The 21,608-nt window shown below is 72.5% G+C and carries 21 protein-coding genes; 8 read left to right on the top strand and 13 right to left on the bottom strand.

Annotation, left to right across the window (positions count from 1 at the left end):
• Positions 1-31 precede the first annotated feature (31 nt).
• From ACH4F2_RS14305 to ACH4F2_RS14295, 3 genes are all read right to left on the bottom strand, one after another.
• Positions 32-2,158, bottom strand: a complete 2,127-nt coding sequence (locus tag ACH4F2_RS14305) for a protein kinase (protein WP_398133005.1) — start codon at positions 2,156-2,158, stop codon at positions 32-34.
• 87 nt (positions 2,159-2,245) lie between these two features.
• On the bottom strand, positions 2,246-2,713 hold the full coding sequence (locus ACH4F2_RS14300) for a MarR family winged helix-turn-helix transcriptional regulator (protein WP_398133004.1): 468 nt from the start codon (positions 2,711-2,713) through the stop codon (positions 2,246-2,248).
• A complete protein-coding gene (locus ACH4F2_RS14295; protein ID WP_398133003.1) occupies positions 2,710-3,345 on the bottom strand; it encodes a DJ-1/PfpI family protein in 636 nt (211 codons plus the stop codon). The genes ACH4F2_RS14300 and ACH4F2_RS14295 overlap by 4 nt, the downstream gene beginning before the upstream one ends.
• A 179-nt stretch (positions 3,346-3,524) precedes the next feature.
• On the opposite strand from ACH4F2_RS14295, the gene ACH4F2_RS14290 reads away from it, so the two are divergent.
• The 3 genes from ACH4F2_RS14290 to ACH4F2_RS14280 all read left to right on the top strand — a co-directional run bounded on the left by ACH4F2_RS14290 (position 3,525) and on the right by ACH4F2_RS14280 (position 6,555).
• Entirely contained in the window at positions 3,525-4,880 is a 1,356-nt protein-coding gene (locus ACH4F2_RS14290) for an aspartate aminotransferase family protein (RefSeq protein WP_398133002.1), read from the top strand.
• Between the two features lie 118 nt (positions 4,881-4,998).
• Entirely contained in the window at positions 4,999-5,700 is a 702-nt protein-coding gene (locus ACH4F2_RS14285) for a GntR family transcriptional regulator (protein ID WP_398133001.1), read from the top strand.
• A gap of 201 nt (positions 5,701-5,901) precedes the next feature.
• Positions 5,902-6,555 carry a hypothetical protein gene (locus ACH4F2_RS14280; protein ID WP_398133000.1) on the top strand — a complete coding sequence of 218 codons (654 nt, stop codon included), beginning with the start codon at positions 5,902-5,904 and terminating at the stop codon, positions 6,553-6,555.
• Positions 6,556-6,582: 27 nt separating this feature from the next.
• On the opposite strand, the gene ACH4F2_RS14275 is transcribed toward ACH4F2_RS14280, so the two are convergent.
• The 4 genes from ACH4F2_RS14275 to ACH4F2_RS14260 all read right to left on the bottom strand — a co-directional run bounded on the left by ACH4F2_RS14275 (position 6,583) and on the right by ACH4F2_RS14260 (position 9,838).
• Entirely contained in the window at positions 6,583-6,873 is a 291-nt protein-coding gene (locus ACH4F2_RS14275) for a hypothetical protein (RefSeq protein WP_398132999.1), read from the bottom strand.
• A 38-nt stretch (positions 6,874-6,911) separates the two neighbouring features.
• Positions 6,912-7,793 carry a sigma-70 family RNA polymerase sigma factor gene (locus ACH4F2_RS14270; RefSeq protein ID WP_398133092.1) on the bottom strand — a complete coding sequence of 294 codons (882 nt, stop codon included), beginning with the start codon at positions 7,791-7,793 and terminating at the stop codon, positions 6,912-6,914.
• A gap of 113 nt (positions 7,794-7,906) precedes the next feature.
• On the bottom strand, positions 7,907-8,428 hold the full coding sequence (locus ACH4F2_RS14265) for a DUF3515 family protein (protein WP_398132998.1): 522 nt from the start codon (positions 8,426-8,428) through the stop codon (positions 7,907-7,909).
• Positions 8,429-8,554: 126 nt separating this feature from the next.
• Positions 8,555-9,838, bottom strand: coding sequence for an adenylosuccinate synthase (locus tag ACH4F2_RS14260; protein ID WP_398132997.1), 1,284 nt, complete (start codon positions 9,836-9,838; stop codon positions 8,555-8,557).
• Between the two features lie 184 nt (positions 9,839-10,022).
• Here ACH4F2_RS14260 and ACH4F2_RS14255 point away from each other — a divergent pair, with 184 nt between their 5' ends.
• The gene (locus ACH4F2_RS14255; protein WP_398132996.1) at positions 10,023-10,910 is read left to right on the top strand and encodes a diacylglycerol kinase; all 888 of its coding nucleotides are present in this window, start codon (positions 10,023-10,025) and stop codon (positions 10,908-10,910) included.
• Positions 10,911-10,982: 72 nt separating this feature from the next.
• Here ACH4F2_RS14255 and ACH4F2_RS14250 read toward each other — a convergent pair whose 3' ends face one another.
• Positions 10,983-11,489 (bottom strand): GbsR/MarR family transcriptional regulator, encoded by a 507-nt coding sequence (locus ACH4F2_RS14250; protein ID WP_398132995.1) that lies wholly within the window; start codon positions 11,487-11,489, stop codon positions 10,983-10,985.
• 73 nt (positions 11,490-11,562) lie between these two features.
• Between ACH4F2_RS14250 and ACH4F2_RS14245 the strand changes: the two genes are divergently transcribed.
• From ACH4F2_RS14245 to ACH4F2_RS14235, 3 genes are all read left to right on the top strand, one after another.
• Positions 11,563-12,510, top strand: coding sequence for an ATP-binding cassette domain-containing protein (locus ACH4F2_RS14245; protein WP_398132994.1), 948 nt, complete (start codon positions 11,563-11,565; stop codon positions 12,508-12,510).
• Positions 12,507-14,111: an ABC transporter permease gene (locus tag ACH4F2_RS14240; RefSeq protein WP_398132993.1), complete on the top strand. Its 1,605-nt coding sequence runs from the start codon at positions 12,507-12,509 to the stop codon at positions 14,109-14,111. Before ACH4F2_RS14245 ends, ACH4F2_RS14240 begins: the two co-directional genes overlap by 4 nt.
• A 288-nt stretch (positions 14,112-14,399) precedes the next feature.
• Positions 14,400-14,666, top strand: a complete 267-nt coding sequence (locus ACH4F2_RS14235; protein ID WP_398132992.1) for a hypothetical protein — start codon at positions 14,400-14,402, stop codon at positions 14,664-14,666.
• Here the strand turns inward: ACH4F2_RS14235 and ACH4F2_RS14230 are convergent.
• Positions 14,649-15,869: a cytochrome P450 gene (locus ACH4F2_RS14230; RefSeq protein ID WP_398132991.1), complete on the bottom strand. Its 1,221-nt coding sequence runs from the start codon at positions 15,867-15,869 to the stop codon at positions 14,649-14,651. The genes ACH4F2_RS14235 and ACH4F2_RS14230 overlap by 18 nt on opposite strands.
• A gap of 157 nt (positions 15,870-16,026) precedes the next feature.
• On the opposite strand from ACH4F2_RS14230, the gene ACH4F2_RS14225 reads away from it, so the two are divergent.
• On the top strand, positions 16,027-17,169 hold the full coding sequence (locus ACH4F2_RS14225; protein ID WP_398132990.1) for an endo-1,4-beta-xylanase: 1,143 nt from the start codon (positions 16,027-16,029) through the stop codon (positions 17,167-17,169).
• A 211-nt stretch (positions 17,170-17,380) separates the two neighbouring features.
• Here ACH4F2_RS14225 and ACH4F2_RS14220 read toward each other — a convergent pair whose 3' ends face one another.
• From ACH4F2_RS14220 to ACH4F2_RS14205, 4 genes are all read right to left on the bottom strand, one after another.
• Entirely contained in the window at positions 17,381-18,046 is a 666-nt protein-coding gene (locus ACH4F2_RS14220; protein WP_398132989.1) for a response regulator, read from the bottom strand.
• Positions 18,043-19,383, bottom strand: a complete 1,341-nt coding sequence (locus ACH4F2_RS14215; RefSeq protein WP_398132988.1) for a sensor histidine kinase — start codon at positions 19,381-19,383, stop codon at positions 18,043-18,045. The genes ACH4F2_RS14220 and ACH4F2_RS14215 overlap by 4 nt, the downstream gene beginning before the upstream one ends.
• Positions 19,384-19,475: 92 nt before the next feature.
• A complete protein-coding gene (locus tag ACH4F2_RS14210; RefSeq protein ID WP_398132987.1) occupies positions 19,476-20,162 on the bottom strand; it encodes a response regulator in 687 nt (228 codons plus the stop codon).
• Positions 20,159-21,589, bottom strand: coding sequence for a sensor histidine kinase (locus tag ACH4F2_RS14205; RefSeq protein ID WP_398132986.1), 1,431 nt, complete (start codon positions 21,587-21,589; stop codon positions 20,159-20,161). Before ACH4F2_RS14205 ends, ACH4F2_RS14210 begins: the two co-directional genes overlap by 4 nt.
• Positions 21,590-21,608: the final 19 nt, after the last annotated feature.

Below are 21,608 nucleotides of genomic sequence, written 5' to 3'. Positions count from 1 at the left end.
CGACCGGGTGGCGGTGCATGCCGCCGGGCGGCTACTGGCGTCGGTAGGTCAGCCTCTCCCCGTTGCCGGTGTTGGTGCGCTCCAGGGTGCCGTTCGGCAGGAGGGTGACCCGGGTCGGATCGCCCGGGCGGCAGGAGGAGGACGGGCCCACCGTCACCGTGGAGGGGCCGATGTCCAGGGGGCCGTCGGGGCCCGGGGCGCCGGCCAGGTCGGCCTCGAAGACGCAGTGGTAGGTGCCGTTGCCGGCCGGGCCGTCGGCCACGAGGGACAGGACCGCGTCGCCCACGTCGCCCTGCCGGATGGTCAGCCGCCGGGGGTGGACGCCGGACGCGTTGTCGATGGTCGTCGCCCAGGTGCCCAGGTAGGCGGCCGGGACCGTGCCCTCCCGGGTCGCCGACGCTGTGGGCGTCGGCGGCCGGTCGGCCTCGGTCGTCGGCGCCGAGCCGTCCGTACCGGGGCCCGGGCCCGGGGCCGCGCCGGCCGTCGGGGTGCTCGTGGGGTCGTCACCGGCCCGGTTGCCGCCGTCGCCGTCCCCGCTCATCAGGGCGTACACCGAACCGCCGGCGCCCAGCGCGACGACCAGGGCGACCACGACCAGCAGCGCGGTGGACCGGCCTCTTCGCGGCGGCTCGGCCGGCGGCCCGTACGGCGGCGGCCCGTACGGCGGGGTCGAGCCGAGACCGCCGTACGGCGGGTGGTACCCGGGGGGCGCGTTCCAGGCCGGGGCCGGGGCGTAGCCGTGGGCGGGCGGCTGGGGGTGCTGCGGGTGCTGTAGGTGCTGGTGTTCCTGCGGGTGCTGGGGGTGCTGATGTTGCTGTGGGTGCTGGTGTTGCTGGGGGTGCTGCGGGTGGCCGTAGGCGGGCGGGGGTGTCGGGGGCCCCTGGCCCGCGACCAGTGTCGGAAGGTGGTTCAGCGGGGCGCCGCTGCCCGGCTCACGCGGAGGCGGCGGGCCACCGTCCGGCATCGCCCCGGCCGGCTCCCGCCCTGCGGACGGGTCCTGGGGCGGGACCGGCTCCTGGGGTGAGCTCGGGACCTGAGGCGGGACCGGGTCCTGGGGTGAGCTCGGGTTCTGGGGCGGGACCGGGCTCTGGGCAGAGATCGGGCTCTGGGCGGAGATCGGGCTCTGGAACGGGAGCGGGCTCGGGTCCGCGTTCGGATGCCGGTTCGGGTTCGGCGCGTCCCGCTGCGGACCGGCCACCGCGGCGGCGCCCGCGGCGGGCCCGGCTGCCCCCGGCGGCTCCGGGTTCTCCGTGTCCAGCAACCGCACCGCGTGCCGGCCGAGCTGGGCCACCAGCGCGCTGGGCAGCCAGGGGTCGCGGGAGCGGCCGTCGGCGACCGTGTCCTGCGCCCCCGTGCGCTCCAGGACCTCGGCGAGCCCGGGGCGCGCGGCGGGGTCCTTCTTCAGGCAGTCGCGTACCAGGTCGGCGATGCCCTCGGGCACCCCGTCCAGATCGGGTTCCTCCTGGGCGATGCGAAACATCAGGGCGTGCACGCCGCTGTTGGCGGTGCCGAACGGCAGCGCGCCGGTGGCGGCGTAGGAGAGGACCGAGCCGAGGCAGAAAACGTCGCACGCGGGCGTGATGCGGTCGCCGCGCACCTGCTCGGGCGCCATGAAACCGGGCGAGCCGACGAGCGCGCCGGTGCGGGTGAGCCCGCCGTCGGTGACCGTCTCCAGGGCACGTGCGATGCCGAAGTCGATGACCCGGGGGCCGTCGATGGTGACGAGCACGTTGGACGGCTTGAGGTCGCGGTGCACGATCCCGGCGGCGTGGATGTCCTGCAGCGCGTGGGCGAGCCCGGCCCCCAGGGTCCGCACCGAGCGCTCCGGCAGAGCACCGTGATCGTGCCCGACGACCTGCTGGAGGCTGGGGCCCGCGACGTACCCGGTGGCGACCCACGGGACGGCGGCCTCGGTGTCGGCGTCCAGCACGGGAGCCGTCCAGTACCCGCCGACCCGCCGCGCGGCGCCGACCTCCTGCCGGAACCGCTGCCGGAACTCCTCCTGCGCGGCCAGTTCCTCGCGCACCAGCTTGACGGCGACCGTGCGTCCGCGGTCCGAACGGGCCAGATAGACCTGGCCCATACCGCCCGCACCGAGCCGCCCCAGCAGCCGGTAGACGCCAATGTGCCGCGGGTCCCCGCCCCCGAGCTCCTCCATGTCGCGCCGCCTTCCCCCGCACGTGAACCCACGTGAGCAACAGACCCAAGATAGTGCGGGTCGGACGTACTGGGAGCCGGTCCGGTTCTACGGTTCCGTAACAGGCGGGTCGCCGATGTCCCCCAGCACCTTCGACAGGCGTTCGAGCGCCTCGACCGCCTCCGCAAGCGCCGCCTCGGACCCGTACGCCCGCACCAGCCGGTCGGCGAGGGCGGCGTGCCCGGGGCCGATGCGGGAGACGGCCGCGCGGCCCGCCTCCGTCGGCGCGAGCAGCTTGGCCCGGCGGTGTGCCGGGTTGGGCAGGTACTCGGCGAGACCACGCTCCACCAGCAGATCGGCGACGCGCTGCACGCTCTGCCGGGTGACGCCCATCGCCCGCGCCACGCCGGAGACGGGCAGCGGCTCGCGCAGGACCGCGCCGAGCACCTGCCACCACGCCGCGGTGAGTCCGGCGGGGCGGGCCAGTTCCTCGGCGACCGCGAGGAACTGGCCGTTGAGCCGGAAGACGCCGAGGGCGCCGCGGCTGAGCAGGTCCTGCCGCTCCCGGCCGCTCACTCGGCGCCCGCCTTCTCCAGCACGGCGTACGCCTGCGGGTCGGAGTCGTGGAACAGCCGGTACCAGGCGTCCAGCACCTCGCCCTCGTACGCCCCGAGCAGGCCGAGGACCTCGCGGGCGAAGGCGACCGGCTCGGTGGGCCCGGCCGTGATCAGACCCCGGTCGGTGACCGCGTCGGCCTCCACATACCGCTCGCCGCCCGCGTAGCCGGTCGCCGCCAGGTAGGAGGAGACGGCGCTGGTGTGCGCGCGGTCGTCGAGCAGGCCCTCGCGGGCCAGTCCGGCGGTGGCGCCGCAGATGGCGGCGACGGGCACACCGGCGTCCAGGAAGGCGCGGGCGGTGCGGGCGAAGGGGGCGAGGTCGGCGGAGCCCCCCGCGGCAGCGGCTGATGTATCGGTCCACAGATCGGCGCCCGGCAGGATCAGCAGGGAGCTGTCCTCGGGGCGCAGGCCGGCCAGGGCCAGGTCGGGCTGGATGCGCAGGCCGCCGATACTCGTGACGGGGGCGCTGCCGGTGCCGACGGTGCGGACCGGGTACCCGGCGCGGGCCAGGAAGGCCGTCGCGTGACCGGTCTCCCAGTCGGCCAGGGTGTCGTACACGGCGAGGTGGACGGGCTTGCGGGTGCCGTTCATGGTTCCTCCGGAGTCTGCGCGTGACCGCCTGGCTGCTTATGACAGAAGGCTGTCATTTCGACAGCGTGCTGTCAATAGTGAGTGCGGCTCGGGACGTCGACAACCTGTCGTGGAAAGCCCCCGACCGCAGACAGGACGCCGATTCCGTTTCCGCATCGCGGACATCTACCCTCGGCCGCATGACCCCTCAGCCCAACCCCCAGGCCGGCGCCGCCGTGAAGGCCGCGGACCGCGCGCACGTCTTCCACTCCTGGTCCGCACAGGAGCTCATCGACCCGCTCGCCGTCGCCGGCGCCGAGGGGTCGTACTTCTGGGACTACGAAGGCAAGCGCTACCTCGACCTCGCCAGCGGGCTCGTCTACACCAACATCGGCTACCAGCACCCCAAGGTCGTCGCCGCGATCCAGGAGCAGGCGGCACGGATGACGACCTTCGCGCCCGCGTTCGCCGTCGAGGCGCGCTCGGAGGCGGCGCGGCTGATCGCCGAGCGGACGCCCGGCGACCTGGACAAGATCTTCTTCACCAACGGCGGCGCGGACGCCGTCGAGCACGCCGTCCGCATGGCGCGGCTGCACACCGGGCGGCCGAAGGTGCTGTCGGCGTACCGCTCGTACCACGGCGGCACCCAGCAGGCGGTCAACCTCACCGGCGACCCGCGCCGCTGGGCCTCCGACAGCGGCACGGCCGGCGCCGTGCACTTCTGGGCGCCCTTCCTGTACCGCTCGCGCTTCTACGCCGAGACCGAGGAGCAGGAGTGCGCCCGGGCGCTGGAGCACCTGGAGACGACGATCGCCTTCGAGGGGCCGGGCACCGTCGCCGCGATCATCCTGGAGACGATCCCGGGCACGGCGGGGATCATGACGCCGCCGGCCGGTTACCTGGCCGGGGTCCGCGAGATCTGCGACAAGTACGGCATCGTGTTCGTGCTCGACGAGGTCATGGCCGGCTTCGGGCGGACCGGCACGTGGTTCGCGGCCGACCTGTACGACGTCGTGCCCGACCTGATGACCTTCGCCAAGGGCGTGAACTCGGGCTACGTCCCGCTGGGCGGCGTCGCGATCTCCGCCCGGATCGCCGAGACCTTCGCCGAGCGCCCCTACCCCGGCGGACTGACCTACTCCGGGCACCCGCTGGCCTGCGCCGCCGCCGTCGCCACGATCAACGTGATGGCGGAGGAGGGCATCGTCGAACACGCCGCGCGGCTCGGTGCCGAGGTCGTCGAGCCCGCGCTGCGGGAACTGGCCGAACGCCACCCGAGCGTGGGCGACGTGCGCGGTACCGGCATGTTCTGGGCGCTGGAACTGGTGAAGAACCGGGAGACCCGGGAACCGCTGGTCCCCTACAACGCGACCGGGCAGGCCGCCACCCCGATGAACGCCTTCGCCGCCTGCGCCAAGGCCCACGGCGTGTGGCCGTTCGTGAACATGAACCGGACCCACGTCGTGCCGCCGTGCAACATCTCCGAGGCCGAGCTGAAGGAGGGCCTGGCGGCCCTGGACACGGCACTGTCCGTGGCGGACGAGTACACCGAGTAAGAACGTGCCCGCATCCGGGCAGGGGAGGGACCCGAGCGCGTAAGGTGGCGTGCTCGTACGCAGTGGACACGCGTACGAGCACACTCACACCCCGAACGCGACGAGGAGACGCCCGACCATGCCCGGCCCCAGCGGCACCGGTGCCGTCACGCGCAGCACCCTGCGACAGCAGATCGCCGACGCGCTCCGCGACGAGGTGCTGGCCGGGCGGCTGCAGCCGGGGCAGGAGTTCACGGTCAAGGAGATAGCCGAGCAGTACGGGGTGTCCGCGACGCCCGTGCGCGAGGCCCTGGTCGACCTGTCCGCGCAGGGGCTCCTCGACGCCGACCACCACCGCGGCTTCCGCGTGCACGAGTACTCGGTCGACGACTTCCGCGGCATGATCGAGGCCCGCGGTCTCGTCACCGACGGGATGTTCCTCGTCCTCATCGACGGCCGCCGGGGCGGCCCGGACCCCGACGACCCGCGGATCACCGCCGCCCTCGCCGGGGTCCGGCGACGCGGCGAGGAGGCACAGCGTGCCGCCGCCGCCGGCGACCTGCCCGTCCTCATCGGCTACGACCTGCGGTTCTGGCGCGAGCTGGCCACGCTGTTCGGCAACCGCCACCTCTCCGACTTCCTGCACCGGCTGCGCGTGCAGAGCTGGGTGTGCACGGTGCAGCACCTGCGCCGGCTCAGCGATCTGCGCGGCGCCCTGTGGTGCGGACACACCGAACTGGTCGACGCCCTCGCCCGCGGCGACGCCCCGGGCGCGCGCTCGCACGTCGACGCGTACAACGCCCACTCGCTCGCCCTCATCGAGCGACTCGCCCGGCAGTGACCCGGGGGCGGCCGGGGGGACTACCGGGACCGACCGGGAACGACCGGGACGACCGAGAGGCCGGCGACGACCGGGATGACCAACGGCCGGGGTGTCGTGGTCCGGCCCCAGATGGGTATGGGACCTGCACGCAACACGCACCGACTACGCACCGACTACGCTTCGCTTCGCTGACCACCGTGCTGTGTGAGGAGCCCTCTTTTGGCCTGTGACCTGTGGCTGGTACCGCTCGTCGATGTCTTGTGCCACACGCCGGACAACCCGTTCGCCGAGGAACTCGCGCAATACGACAAGGTGCTCGCCGAGGCCGGGCTGCCGCCGGTGCCGGTGTACCAGTACATGCCGGGACTCTCCGGCGAGGTCGCCCCGGTGGCCGGGTTCGACTACGACGCCCTGCACTTCCTGCGCCGGGCGTACCTGCTCCAGGTGTGCGGGCTGCCGGTGACGCCGGTGGACGAACTCGGCGGCGACTACGAGCAGTTGCTGGAGATGTTCGAGGCGACGGCCCAGCAGTCGCACCTGGTCTGGCACTACGACCACGCGGGCGCCTACGTCCCCGTCGACTTCCCGCACCCGCTCGCGAACGACGAACTCCTCGCGGGCGGCGGCCCGTTGGGCTCCTCTCACGCCCTGCTGCGGGAACTGGAGGCAGTCGGCCCGGCCCTCGGTATCGATCCGGCCAACCCTCCGCCGCCGCCGCAGCCGCCGCTCGGCCCGACGGAGCTGGAGGAGCCGGCCGCGCCCCCCGCGCCGTACGACTCAAGTCCCTTCGCCCGGGAGCGCCATGTGTGGCTGGGGCTGCACGCGGCGGCCACGCGGAGCCTGGCGCAGGGGTCGATGATCGTATTCAGCTGACCGGCTCACCGGCTGACCGGCTGCCGGTCAGCCGAGCCCGGAGAGGCCCTTGCGCAGGTCGTCCGCGTTCATGATCGGGGACAGCTCCACCTCGGCGTTCAGCTCGGTGAAGAACGGCTCACCGATGGGCGGCAGCTCGGAGCTGTCCCGCATGTCGAAGACCATCAGGGCCGTCCGCCGGCCACCGAGGGGGCCGAAGTAGGCCGCCTCCGGCTCGACCTGGTCGAGCATCCGGCTGATCAGCTCGGGCAGCTTCCCGCTGCGGACAGCCTCGTTCGACTTCTCCGTGTCCAGCGTCGCCTTGAGCAGCACGCGCATCGCACTCACCCTCTTCTGCCGACGCGACGTGTACAGCCTCAGCCTATGCCCGTGATGTCCAGTTCGCTCAGGCGTTCCGGCTCCGCGATCACGTCGATGCCGGTGATGAGACCGTCGTCCGCGAAGGTGAAGCGGAGCACCACGCGCAGTCGGCCCCTCGAGATCATCGCCATGCCCACCCTGCCGTCGACCAGGACGACACCGGCGGACCCGGCACGGCCCATCGAGGCCATCGCTCCCCTGGCCACCTGCGCCACTCCGCTGACGGTGATGGGCGCGGGCGTCGGGACGACCGCCGCGTCGGCGCTCAGGACGACGTCCGGGTGGAGCAGGGAGACCAGCGCGTCGAAGTCGCCGCCGCGCGTGGCCGCCAGGTACGCGTCGACCGCGCGGCGCCGGCGTGCCAGGTCCGCGTCGGGCGCGGGGACGCCCCGGACCCGGCGGCGGGCGCGGCTGGCCAGCTGACGGGTGGCCGCGGGCGTCTTGTCGAGCATCGCGGCGATGTCGTCGAAGGGCACGTCGAACATGTCGTGCAGGACGAACGCGAGCCGCTCGGCGGGGCCCAGGGTGTCCAGGACGATCAGCAGCGCCGTACCGACGGAGTCGGCGAGCTGTGCCTCCTCCTCCGGATCGGCGGCGGACGTGCCGCCGGGCACGCCGACGGCGGCGGCCGGTGGCCGGTCCGCCGTGGCGTCCAGCGGCTCCTCTCGGCGCGTGTCCCGGGCGCGGAGCATGTTGAGGCAGACCCGGGCCACGACCGTGGTGAGCCAGCCGGAGGGGTTCTCCACGTCGGAGGTGTCCGCGCGGTCGGCGCGCAGCCAGGCGTCCTGGAGGGCGTCGTCGGCCTCGCCGAGCGAGCCGAGGATCCGGTACGCGACCGCCCGCAGCCGGGGCCGGTCCTGCTCGAACCACCGTGCCATCACGTCAGGGGATCGTCCGGGCACCGTACGGCTTCCTTCCGCGTCCTTGGGGCCTTCCATCGGGCCGGGATCCACCCGGGGGTCCCAGTGAACCATCCCCGCGGCTCGGCGCCCTAGAGAACGGTGGCGTCGGCCAATCCGACGCACTTGCGCTTCTGCGGGATCCACTTCACGGCGGGGTCCAGCGCGGAGAGGATGCCGCCCACCTCCTCGCGCGGGCCGGAGTACGTGAACTCCACGGCCGGTGAGCGCCCGTACGTCCGCAGGACACTCACGCCGTCGCGCTCCAGCCGCTCCTCGTCCAGGACCCAGTCGACGCCGTCGGCCGTGACGCAGAGGTTGATGTTCGGCATGAGTTCCTCGGCGCCGCAGCGGAACACCGCTTTCTGGCCACCCCAGGAGGCGACGCCGTCGCCGAGGGTCCAGTCGCGCGACGCGCCCGGTATGCCGTCCGGGAGCCGGGAGACCACCTCGTCGCACCTGGGGTCGTCGGCGTGCGGGGCGGCGGAGACGCGGTGGCTGTCGACGAAGAGGAGCGCGCCTGTCACGGCGACGACCGCGACGGTCAGCCAGATCCACACCCGGGTGGTGGGCTTCCTGCGCAGGCCGACGGGCAGGGGGTTACCGATCCGCATGTTCCGCTCGCTCCGCGCTGTCCGTCCGCTGCTGGCCTCTGTCAGCGTATCCGGCCACCGGACGCCGACGGCCGGGGCCCCGCTCGGGGCCCCGGCCATCGGTTGTCGTCGTCCGCGCTTCGCTTCCTACAGGAACGAGTTGATCTCGATCGTCTCGTCCCGGCCCGGGCCGACGCCGATCGCGGAGATCGGGGCGCCGGACATCTCCTCCAGCGCCTTGACGTACGCCTGGGCGTTCTTCGGCAGCTCGGAGAAGGACTTCGCCTTGCTGATGTCCTCGCTCCAGCCCGGCAGCATCTCGTAGACCGGCTTCGCGTGGTGGAAGTCGGACTGCGAGTACGGCAGCTCCTCGACGCGCTTGCCGTCGATCTCGTACGCCACGCAGACCGGAATCTGCTCCCAGCCGGTCAGGACGTCGAGCTTGGTGAGGAAGAAGTCGGTGAGGCCGTTGACCCGGGTCGCGTAACGGGCGATCACCGCGTCGAACCAGCCGCAGCGGCGGTCGCGGCCCGTGGTCACGCCCCGCTCGCCGCCGATGCGGCGCAGCGCCTCGCCGTCCTCGTCGAACAGCTCGGTCGGGAACGGACCGGCGCCGACACGGGTCGTGTACGCCTTGAGGATGCCGATGACCCGGCTGATCTTCGTCGGGCCGACGCCGGCGCCGGTGCAGGCGCCGCCCGCGGTCGGGTTCGACGAGGTGACGAAGGGGTACGTGCCGTGGTCGATGTCGAGCAGCGTGCCCTGGCCGCCCTCGAAGAGGACCACCTTGTCGTCGTCGAGGGCCTGGTTGAGGACCAGGACGGTGTCGGCGACGTACGGGCGGAGCTTGTCCGCGTAACCCAGCAGCTCCTCGACGACCTGGCCCGTGGCGATCGCCCGGCGGTTGTAGAGCTTGGTGAGCATCTGGTTCTTGGCGTCGAGCGCCGCCTCGACCTTCTGGGTGAGGATCGACTCGTCGTAGAGGTCCTGGACGCGGATGCCCACACGGTTGATCTTGTCGGCGTAGGTCGGGCCGATGCCTCGGCCGGTGGTGCCGATCTTGCGCTTGCCGAGGAAGCGTTCCGTCACCTTGTCGACGGTCACGTTGTACGGCGTGATGATGTGCGCGTTTCCGCTGATCAGGAGCTTGGACGTGTCGACGCCGCGCTCGTTCAGCCCGCTCAGCTCGGAGAACAGGACCGACGGGTCGACTACGACACCGTTACCGATGACCGGCGTACAGCCGGGAGACAGGATTCCGGAAGGGAGCAGGTGGAGGGCGTACTTCTGGTCACCCACGACTACCGTGTGGCCGGCGTTGTTGCCGCCCTGGTAGCGCACCACATAGTCGACGGAACCACCGAGCAGGTCCGTCGCCTTTCCCTTGCCTTCGTCACCCCACTGAGCACCGAGCAGCACAAGTGCGGGCACGCGCGTACACCCCTTCCGGGCGGGGCATGTCCATGGTCGAGGGCGTATGCGGTGGGTTTCCGCCACATACACCGCGACCGTCGTTGGCCGCCACCGTCGGACCGGATGCCCCGGAATAGACGAAGCCCCTGGCGCAATAGCGCAAGGGGCTCTTGCACAAAGATGCTACCCGAGGAAGTGAGGCATGGCCGAGGTGGCGACTTCCGCGACATCTTCCGGAACATCTTCCGCGCTGCCCGATCAGCTCCTGGTGGTCGTCGATCCGGTCGCCCGGCGGACGGACGGAGAGTCCGTCCGGATCGCGAAAGACGTGCTCAGCGCGGGTGCGGCGAGTACGAAGGTGTGTCTGCCGGACAGTCCGGAGGAGTTCGCCCGGGCGCTGCGGCGAAGGGGTTCGAGGCGGCCCGTCCTGATCGGTGACGACCGTGCGCTGCTGCGTGCCGTGGGCCTGCTTCACCGGCAGCGGGAGCTGGCGGACTGCGCGCTGTCGGTGGTGCCGGTGGGGTCGGCGCTGGGTCTCACCCGGGCGCTCGGCCTGCCGTCGGGCGCGGTGGCGGCGGCCCGGGCGGTGCTGGACGGGGCGGAACACCGCCTCGACCTGCTCGTCGACGACAGCGACGGCGTGGTGCTGGGGACGGTGGAGATCCCGCCGGCCCCGGCGCACGAGGGCGGGCCGCCGGGGCAGGGAGCGCCGGCCCGTCCCTGGCTGCGGACCTGCCAGTCCCTCGTACGGACGCTGGCGTCCTCGCGGCCGGCCCGGATGACGGCGCCTTTGGGGGCGGCCGGTCCGGTGCGGCTGCGGGTGGAGGTCGACGGGGTGACGCTGGTCGACCTGGACCAGCCGGTCGAGGCGGTGTCGGTGATGCCGGGCGCCGGCGGGGTGGCCGTGGTGGAGGTGCGGCCGCTGTCGGTGGGCGCGGAGGCGTCGCCGCTGACGGCGAGCGGACGGACGGTGACCGTGTCGGGGGCGCACTTCCGGTACCGGGCCGACGCTGTGGTGTCGGGGCCGGTGGGGACGCGGACGTGGACGGTGCGGGAAGGGGCGTGGGGGCTGACGTTGCCGGCGGGGTAGGGGGCGTCGTGTCAGGCAACTCGGCGTAGCCGGTCGCACGCGCAGAGCGTGGCCCGATTCCCGGTCTCCCCCTCAGCCCCTCCTGAACCGCTCCTCCCGGTGCACCCGCCAGCGCTCCATCATTGCGGCGATCTCCACGTCGACGAACTCGAAGAAGGCGAGCGTCTCGGCCATGCGGCGCCCCGCCGGGCTCTCGGCGCCGAGGCTGTCGACGCCCTCGCGCAGCGCGCCCTCCCACCGCTTGAGGACGGCCTCGCGGTTGGTGAGCGCCTCGTACCACTGGTCGCTGTGCACCCGGTACCGCTCGCGGCGTGAGCCCGGCTCCCGCTCGCGCGAGACCATGTGCTGCTGGGCGAGGTGGCGCACGGCGCCGGAGACGGCGGCGGGGCTGACCCGGAGCTGCCCGCCCAGTTCCGCGGAGGTCAGGGAGCCCGAGTCGGAGGCCAGCAGCGCGGCGAAGACCCGGGCCGGCATGCGCTGCATTCCGGCCTCGACGAGCTGGGCGGCGAAGCCCTCGACGAACCTGGACACCGCCTCGGGGTCCCGATCCCGTTCCACCGGACGCGCTGCTTCGCTCATCCTTCGATCATGCCTCATATCCTGACGCTTCCTTAACTTCACAAATTTATGAAGGAAGCGTACTTTCGAAATCATGACGAAGGCAATCAGCGTCTCCGGACTCCACAAGTCGTTCGGCCGGACGCACGCGCTGGACGGTCTCGACCTGGAGGTCGAGACCGGCGAGGTCCACGGCTTCCTCGGCCCCAACGGCGCCGGGAAGTCCACCACCATCCGCGTCCTGCTCGGCCTGCTGCGCGCAGACTCGGGCGCGGCTCAGGTACTCGGCCGCGACCCGTGGGCGGACGCGGTGGAGGCGCACCGCCGGATCGCGTACGTCCCCGGCGACGTGACCCTGTGGCGCAACCTCTCCGGCGGCGAGGTCATCGACCTCTACGGCCGGCTGCGGGGAGGGCTGAACACCCGGCGGCGGGCGGAACTGGTCGGGCGGTTCGAACTCGACCCGACCAAGAAGGGCCGGACCTACTCCAAGGGCAACCGGCAGAAGGTGGCCCTGGTGGCCGCCTTCGCCTCCGACGTCGACCTGCTGATCCTCGACGAGCCGACCTCCGGGCTGGACCCGCTGATGGAGGAGGTCTTCCAGAGGTGCGTGGCCGAGGAGCGCGAGCGGGGGCGGACGATCCTGCTCTCCTCACACATCCTCGGCGAGGTCGAGGAGTTGTGCGACCGGGTCAGCATCATCCGCAAGGGCCGGACCGTCGAGAGCGGCTCGCTCGCCGACCTGCGCCACCTGACGCGGACCAGCGTGAGCGCCGAACTCGCGGGCGCCCCGGGCGGGCTGGCGCGGCTGCCGGGCGTGCACGACCTCGACGTCCGGGGCCGGCGGGTCCGGCTCCAGGTCGACACCGACAAGCTGGACGCCGTACTCAGGTCGCTGAGCGAGTCGGGCGTGCGGTCGCTGACGTCGACACCGCCGACGCTGGAGGAGCTGTTCATGCGGCACTACCAGGCAGCCGAGGCCGTCGAGGCCACGGAGGCGACGGAGGCCACGGAGGCCACCGGCGGGGTGACGGCCCGATGACCGCCGCGGCGTCCTTCGGGGTGCGGACCGGCGGCACGCGCCGACTCGCCGGCACCGGCACGCTGCTGCGCTTCGCCCTGCGCCGCGACCGGGTGATGATCCCGGTGTGGATCGCGGTGAACGCGCTGATGGTCCTCTCCATGCCCGGCACCATCAAGGGCCTGTACGGCACCGACGCCGAACGCGCCGACCTGATACGGCAGTTGGATACGAACTCCTCGCTGCGCGCGATGGTCGGCCCCGTCTTCGACGACGGCATCGGCGCGCTCACGGCCTGGCGCGTCGGTGTGTACGCCGCCGCGCTCGCCGCCGTGATGAGCCTGCTGATCGTCGTACGGCACACCCGCGACGAGGAGGAGAGCGGCCGCCAGGAGATGGTCGCCTCCGGGATGGTCGGCCGCCGGGCCCCGCTGACCGCGGCCCTGCTCACGGCGGCGGTCGCCAACGGCGTCCTGGCGCTGCTGGTGACCGCGGGACTGGCCGGGCAGGGGGCGGCCGGCGCGGTGGCCCTCGGGCTCGGGATCGCGGGCGTCGGGATGCTCTTCGCCACCATGGCGGCGATCGCCGCCCAGCTGACGGAGAGCGCGCGGGCGGCCCGGGGGCTGACGGCGGCGGTGCTGGGCGGGGCGTTCGTGCTGCGCGCGGCGGGCGACTCGGCGACCGTCGACGGCTCGTCCGTACTGACGTGGCTGTCGCCGCTGGGCTGGCTGGAGAACCTGCGGGCCTTCGCCGCCGAACGGTGGTGGGTGCTGCCGCTGATCGCCGGCGCCGCGGTGGTGCAGGGCGCGGTGGCCTACGGGCTGGCCGACCGCCGGGACCTCGGCATGAGCTTCCTGCCGACCCGGCCGGGACCGGCCGCCGGACGCCTGCGTACGGCCGGTGCGCTGGCCTGGCGCCTGCAGCGCGGGAACCTGCTCGGCTGGAGCGTCGGCTTCCTCCTCGCCGGGATCGTCTACGGCGCGATGACCGAGGGCGCGGCCGACCTGGTCGGGGACAACGAGCAGGCCCGCGACATCATCGAGCGGATGGGCGGGCAGGCCGGGCTGACCGACGCGTTCGTGTCGGCGATGGTCGGCATGCTCGGGCTGATCGCCGCGCTGTACGTGGTGGCATCGGTGCTGCGACTGCACGGCGAGGAGACGTCCGGGCGGGCGGAGCCGGTGCTCGCGGGCGCGGTGGGGCGGCTGCGGTGGGCCGCGGGACACCTGGTGATCGCCTTCGGCGGCGCGGCGCTCGTCATGCTGCTCGCCGGTCTGGGTTTCGCCCTCGGGTACGGCCGGGACGCCGGGGCGATCCTGGGCGCGTGTCTGGTGCAGTTGCCGGCGGTGTGGGTGATCGGCGGGGCGGCGGTGCTGCTGCACGGGGTGCTGCCGCGGGGCACGGTGGCCGCGTGGGGCGTCGCGGGGGCGGTGCTGTTGCTCGGGTGGGTCGGGCCGGCGCTGGACGTGCCGCAGCGCGTGCTGGACGTGTCGCCGTACGGGCATCTGCCGAAGCTGCCGGGCGGGGAGATGAGCTGGGCGCCGGTGCTGGTTCTCACGTCGATCGCCGTAGTGCTGGTGGGGGTGGGACTGGTGGGGTTGCGGCGACGGGACGTGAGGTGAGGTGACGTGTCGTAGCGAGTCGGGAGACCGGGAGAGCAGCCCGGAACAAGCCGATCGGCACCGGCTTCATGCGTGCGCGGGCGTCTCAGCGCGAGCGATGTCTGAACGAACGGTCAACTGAACGCCTCGGGGCGGTGAGCCGGCCGGCCCCGCCGACGCGCGTCACGACACGGACCACGCGGACAGGCTGACCCGGTACGGGACGACCCTCCTGGACGGCCCGCCTCACGCGTGAGGCGGGCCCGGACGGCGGCGCCGCGAAACCAGGCAGGACCCGGGTGCGTCCTGATGACCATGGGACGGCGTGACGCGGTGACGTGCGGTGGGTGTCTGGTGTCGGCGGTGGGAGCCGCGGGGGCTGTGCTCGCCTGGGGGATGTCGGGCCGTACCCAGCGGCACTTGGGCAACGGGTTCGAGAACAACGGCATGGACCTCGGCGTCCTCTACACCGAACTGCCCTTCGTCTTCCTCTCCGGAGCCGTCGCACCGGCCGCGGTCTGGGCGCTGGGCGCCTGGCTGCTGGGACGGCGCCGGCGCTCAGACCTCCACGCGTAGCTCCGCCAGCCCGCGCATCACGAAGTTCGGCCTTCGTTCCGGCTCCGTCGCCAGGCGCAGCGCCGGGGCCTTCACCAGCAGGGACGTCATGGACGCCGCCAGCTCGATACGGGCCAGCGGGGCGCCGATGCAGTAGTGGACGCCGGCACTGAAGGAGATGTGGGGGTTGTCGCGGCGGGTGAGGTCGAGGCGGTCCGGGGCGGTGAAGACCGCCGGGTCGTGGTTGGCGGAGCCGAACAGCATCGCCACCTCCGCGCCGCGCGGGACGGTCGTCCCGTCGATCTCGATCTCGTCCAGCACCCAGCGTTCGAAGAGCTGGAGCGGGGTGTCGTAGCGCATCAGCTCCTCGACGGCGGACGGCACGAGGGAGTGGTCGGCGCGCAGGGCCGCCAGCTGCTCCGGGTTGCGGAAGAGGGCCAGCCAGCCGTTGGTGGTGGCGTTCACCGTGGCCTCGTGACCGGCGTTCAGGAGCAGCACGCAGGTCGAGATCATCTCCTGCTCGGTGAGCCGGTCGTCGTCCTCGTCGTGCGCCGCGATCAGCCCCGAGATCAGGTCGTCGCCGGGCTCCTCGCGGCGGGCGGCGATCAGTCCGCGCAGGTACTCCGAGAAGTCGAGCGACGCGCGGACCGCCTTCGCCGCCGTCTCCTCGGACGGGTTCAGCTCGTACATGCCGCAGATCGCCGCCGACCAGGGGCGCAGCGGTGCCCGGTCGGACTCCGGGATGCCCAGCATCTCGGCGATCACGGCGACCGGGAGCGGTTCGGCCACGTCCCGCAGCAGGTCGCCGCCGCCCGCCGCCACCAGCCGGGACACCAGGTCGTCCGCCAGCCCGTGCACGTACGGCTTCAGCCGCTCCACCCTGCGCGGCGTGAACGCCTTCGAGACCAGACGCCGGATACGGGTGTGGTCCGGCGGTTCCAGGTCCAGCATCCCGTGGTCGTTGAGCGTGTGGAACGGCTCCTGCTCCGGCGGGGGCGCGGTACGGCCGAACTCCTCGTGCGTGAAACGGGGCCGGTACGTCCGGCCCAGCCGGCGGTCGCGCAACAGCGCCGACACGTCCGCGTGGTGCGGGACCAGCCACTGGTCGCTCGGCTCGTAGTAGAGCACGCGCCCCCGGGCCCGCAGCTCGGCGAAGGCGGGGTACGGGTCGGCGACGAACGCCGGGTCCCACGGGTCGAAGGCGAGGTCGGATGCGGCCGTCATGGACGGACAGTAAGACCTCGACCGGCCCTGTGCCCAGAGTCCCGCCCGCCCGCGTGCACGGGTCTTGACCTCGCGCTGCTGGAGCCTTAGCTTCCTTCACCAATGTTTCGGAACGCCTTCCGAAACTTTCGACGTACGACGGAATGAGACTCCCCGCATGAGATCCGTTCGTTTCGCCACCGTGGCTCTCGTCACCGCCGCCCTGACGCTGCCCCTCGCGGCGGGTTCCGCCACGGCCGACCCCGCGTCCGGCCGGCCCGCCGCACCGCACCACTCCCACGGCAAGTCCGACCGGCTGCGCGAGGCCGCCCCCGACGGCTTCCACGTGGGCACCGCCGTGGCGGGCGGCGGCCACCACCTGGAGCAGGACTACCCGGACCCGTTCACCTCGGACAAGAAGTACCGGAAGGTCCTCGCGCGCCAGTTCAGCTCGGTGTCCCCCGAGAACCAGATGAAGTGGGAGTTCATCCACCCGGAGCGCGACCGGTACGACTTCGCGGCGGCGGACGCCATCGTCGAGTTCGCCGAGCGCAACCGCCAGGTCGTACGCGGCCACACGCTGCTGTGGCACAGCCAGAACCCGCAGTGGCTGGAACAGGGCGACTTCACCGACGCGGAACTGCGCGCGATCCTGCGCGAGCACATCACCACCGTCGTCGGCCGCTACGCCGGACAGATCCAGCAGTGGGACGTGGCCAACGAGATCTTCGACGACCAGGGCAAGCTCCGCACGCAGGACAACATCTGGATCCGCGAGCTCGGCCCGGGCGTCGTCGCGGACGCCTTCCGCTGGGTGCACGAGGCCGACCCGGAGGCGAAGCTGTTCTTCAACGACTACGGCGTCGAGAGCGTCAACGCCAAGAGCGACGCCTACTACGCCCTCACCCAGGACCTGCTCCAGCAGGGCGTGCCGGTGCACGGCTTCTCCGTGCAGGCCCACCTGAGCACGCGGTACGGCTTCCCGGGCGACCTGGAGACGAACCTGGAGCGCTTCGACGCGCTGGGTCTGGAAACCGCCGTCACCGAACTGGACGTACGGATGGACCTGCCGGCCGGTGGTGTGCCCACCGCCGCGCAGGAGAAGCAGCAGGCCGACTACTACCAGCGGGCCCTGTCGGCGTGCCTGGCCGTCGAGGACTGCAACTCGTTCACCATCTGGGGCTTCACCGACAAGTACTCGTGGGTGCCGGTGTTCTTCGAGGGCGAGGGCTCCGCGACGGTCATGACCGACGACTTCGCCCCCAAGCCCGCCTTCCACGCCCTGCGGCACACCTTGAAGGCGGCGGCCCGCAAGCACTGACCCCTGCTGTCCGCCACGTCCGCCGTGTCCGCCGTGTCCGCCGCGGGGCCGTCGCCTCACACCCCGCGGCGGAGACCGCCCTCCTTGCTCACGCGCCCCCGGCCGGGGGTGCCTCCTGACGCCCTCGGCCCTGCTCCGACGTGTGGGGCGGGCAGCCGCTCTCCCGGCTCGGCAACCGGGGCGAGTACGTGTGGTGCGAGCTCGGTGCCCCTCAGCCCGGCGTCACCAGCCGGGCCTCGTAGGCGAAGACCGCCGCCTGGGTGCGGTCGCGCAGGCCCAGCTTCACCAGGATGCGGCTGACGTGGGTCTTGATCGTCGACTCGGCGACCACCAGGCGCTCGGCTATCTCCGAGTTGGACAGGCCCTGTGCGATGAGGACCAGGACCTCCGTCTCCCGCTCGGTCAGGTCGCCGTACGCGCCCTGCGCCGGGGACATCAGGCGCGGGCCGTCGGACAGCTTCGAGAACTCGGTGATCAGGCGCTTGGTGACCGAGGGGGCGAGGAGGGCCTCGCCGGCGGCCACGACCCGCACACCGTCGGCGAGCCGGCGGGCGGAGGCGTCCTTGAGGAGGAAGCCGGAGGCGCCCGCGCGCAGCGCCTGGTACACGTACTCGTCGAGGTCGAAGGTGGTGAGGACCAACACCTTCGCCGCGCCGTCCGCCGCGACGATCTCCCGTGTCGCCTCGATACCGTTCAGCTCCGGCATGCGGATGTCCATGAGGACGACGTCGGGGGCCAGCTCGCGGACCTTCGCGACCGCCTCCCGCCCGTTGACCGCCTCTCCCGCGACCTCGATGTCCGGCATCGCGTTCAACAGGACCGAGAAGCCCTCGCGCACCATCATCTGGTCGTCGGCGATCAGTACGCGGATCGTCATGCTTCACCTTCGGTCTGCGCGGCGACCGGCAGGAACACCGCCACCTCGTAGCCCCCGTCGTCGGTGGGGCCCGCCGTCATCTCCCCGTTGAGCATAGAGACGCGCTCGCGCATTCCGGTAATGCCGTGACCGGCGCCCGGCGATGGCTTGACCAGGGAGGGCTGGGGCATCGAACCGTTCACGACACGAAGGCCCAGGCCGCCCAGGACGTAGGAGACCTCGACGCGGGCGGTCGCGCCGGGCGCGTGCCGCAGGGAGTTGCTCAGCGCCTCCTGCACGATCCTGTACGCCGACAGCTCCACACCCGGCGGCAGCTCGCGCACCGCGCCGGTCACCGCCTTCTCCACGCCCAGGCCTGCGTCACGGACGTTGGCGAGCAGCGCGTCCAGATCGGCGAGCGTGGGCTGCGGGGCGTCCGGCGCCTCGTAGTCCTCGGCGCGGACGACACCGAGTACGCGGCGCAACTCGGTCAGCGCCGCCACCGCGTTCTCCCGGATGGTGGCGAAGGCCCGCTCCAGCTCCTCCGGCGGATTCGCCACCCGGTAGGGCGCCGCCTCCGCCTGGATGGCGACCACCGACATGTGGTGGGCGACCACGTCGTGCAGTTCCCGGGCGATGGTGGTGCGCTCCTCCAGCAGGGTGCGCCGGGACCGCTCGTGCGCGGTGACCGTCTGCTGGGCCGTCACCTCCTGCCGCGCCTCGCGGCGCACGTGCCGGACCGCGACCATCAGCAGGGCCAGGGCGGAGAGCAGCAGCATGGGCGCGGAGGTGTTGTACTCGCCGTCGCCGATCACGGTCTCGACGAGGAAGGCGTAGGCGGCGGTGAGGGCCCACATCCACGCGGCCGTGCGGGGCCGGGTGCGTATCGCCACGATCACCAGCACCGTCAGGTGGCAGATGAAGACGCCGGGCTGCCACGGCCACTCCCCCAGGCTGCCGTCGAGCAACGCGCCCAGTGGTGTCGCCGCCATCGACATCCAGAAGGCGCCGACCGGCCGGACCAGCGTGGCCAGCACCGGTGCCGCGCACACCAGCCCGCTCAGCAGAGCCACCGGCCCGTCCAGGGAACCCGCGGCGACGGAACCGCCGAAGAACGCGATCACGGTGAGAGCCACCACCACCGCGTGCGGCAGGCGGGCGGCGCGCGACCGCAGCCTGCCGGGGAGCCGACGGGTCAGCGGGCCGTCCGTCGCCATGAGCGGCAGCGGACGATAGGTGAAGGCGTCGTTGAACAGGTCCTGGCGCAGCCCGCTCAGAACATCCATGGCCAGCCGGAACTCGGGGCTCCGCTCGCCATCCCCGGAAGGGGCTGTCCGCATCTGGGTCGTCTCGGTCACGTTCGCAACGGTAGGCGTCGCCAAGTACCGCGGTCGTCACCAGCGAGAGGGGTTCTTCGGTATCCGTCTCAAGTACTACGGGCCCACCCCGCTCAGTACCCGGAGGGCCGCACCAGCCCCGACTCGTACGCGAACACCGCCGCTTGCGTCCGGTCCCTGAGGCCGAGTTTCACCAGGATCCGGCCCACGTGGGTCTTCACCGTCTGCTCGGCGACCACCAGCCGCTGGGCGATCTCCGCGTTCGACAGGCCCTGCGCGATCAGGGCGAGCACCTCGGTCTCCCGCTCGGTCAGCTCTCCGACGCGCGCCTTCAGCGGGCCGCGCGGCCGGTCGTCCAGCCGGGAGAACTCGGTGATCAACCGCCGCGTGATGCCCGGTGCGAGAAGCGCGTCACCGGCCGCCACGACCCGGACCGCCTCGGCGAGCTGGTCGGCGGACGCGTCCTTCAGCAGGAACCCGGACGCACCGGCCCGCAGCGCCTCGTACACGTACTCGTCGAGGTCGAAGGTGGTCAGCACCAGCACTCTGATCTCCGGGGTCGCCCCGGTGATGCGGCGGGTGGCCTCGATGCCGCCCAGCTCCGGCATGCGGATGTCCATCAGGACGACGTCCGGGGCCAGCTCGGCGACCTTGGCCACGGCGTCCAGGCCGTCCACCGCCTGCCCGATCACCTCGATGTCGGGCTGGGTGTTGAGCAGCACGGTGAAGCCCTGCCGGACCATCTGCTGGTCGTCGGCGATCAGCACGCGGATCACGCGGCCGTTGCTGCTGGTCGTCATCTGGTGTCGTCCTCGGTGGAGTCGGGAGCGGAGTCGTCGCACGGATGGTCGGCTACGGAGTCGTGGGCGGGGTGGTCGGGGGCGGAGTCCTGGGCCGGATGGTCGGGGCCGTCGGCCGGCAGGAACGCGGCTACCTGGTAACCGCCGTCCGGCAGAGGCTGCACCGTCAGGGTGCCGTCGAGCATCGCCACCCGCTCCCGCATGCCGAGCAGGCCGTGCCCCGCCCCGTCCGACGGTGCCGGGGCCCGCTTCGGCCGGGTGTTGGAGACGTCCACGCGCAGCCCGATCGGAAGGTGCGTGAGGTGGACCCGGGCGGTCGCGCCGGGCGCGTGCCGCAGGACGTTGCTCAGGGCCTCCTGCACGATCCTGTACGCCGACAGCTCCACACCGGGCGGCAGGGGTCTGCGCGTACCGCTCGTCTCGGTGGTGACGGTCAGTCCGGCGGCCCGGATGTTCTCCACCAGCGCGTCGAGCCGGTCGAGGGTGGGCTGCGGGGCGTGCGGGGTGGCGTCGCTCCCGTCGGGCGTCTCCGGCGCGTCGGGGTGCTCGGAGCGCAGCACGCCCAGTACCCGGCGCAGCTCGGTGAGGGCCTCCAGCGCGTTCTGCCGGATGCCCGCGAGGTTCTCCTTCAGCTCGTCCGACGGGTCCTCGACGAGGAGGGGGGCGACCTGGGCCTGGATGGAGATCACCGACATGTGGTGGGCGACCACGTCGTGCAGCTCGCGCGCGATGCGGCCACGCTCCTCCAGCAGGGTGCGCCGGGCTCTCTCCTCGGCGGTCAGCGTGGTCTGCTGCTTCAGCTCCGCGCGGGCCTCGCGGCGTCCGCGCAGGGCGGTGCCGAGCACCACGAAGACCGCGAAGAGGATGACGGCGAGCTGGCCGGTCGGCTGGTAGTCACGCGCGCCCACCGGGCCCTGCACGACGAAGGTGACGAGCGCGGTCAGGGCCAGCGCCTCCACAGCCACCCGGGTCCGGACCCGCAGGGCGAGCAGCAGCAGGACGAACAGGTGCGCGATGATCCCGGCGACCGACCAGGGCCAGGTGAACCGCTCACCGCCCGGGACGAACACACCGGGTTCTGGCTGGGGGACCGGGCCGCCACCCACGACCATCTCGGCCCGCACGGCAAAGGCCCCCACCAGCATGGCCGCCATCGACAGCCACCACGCCGGGATGGGCCGCCACAGCGCGAGCACCATCGCGCCGGCCTGGCCGAGGGCGATCAGGAAGGCGAACCCCGGGTCGACCCCGCCGTTGTCCCTGAGCTGCGCCGCGTCACCGAGCAGCACACCCAAGGCTGCCAGGCAGACGACCCCGTGCGGCAACCGGCGCAGCCGCACCAACGGTGGCAGTGGATCCGCCCGCCAGGTCCACAGGTCGTCGTGCAGCACCCGCAGCGCGCGCTTGACCGGGCCGCCCCTGGTCATCTGCCGGATCCCCCTTCGC

It is taken from the genome of Streptomyces sp. NPDC017890, from assembly GCF_044328675.1.
Classification (GTDB): Bacteria; Actinomycetota; Actinomycetes; order Streptomycetales; family Streptomycetaceae; genus Streptomyces.
The sequence above is the reverse complement of the archived record's forward strand: the minus strand, read 5'-3'. Positions and strand labels throughout refer to the sequence as shown.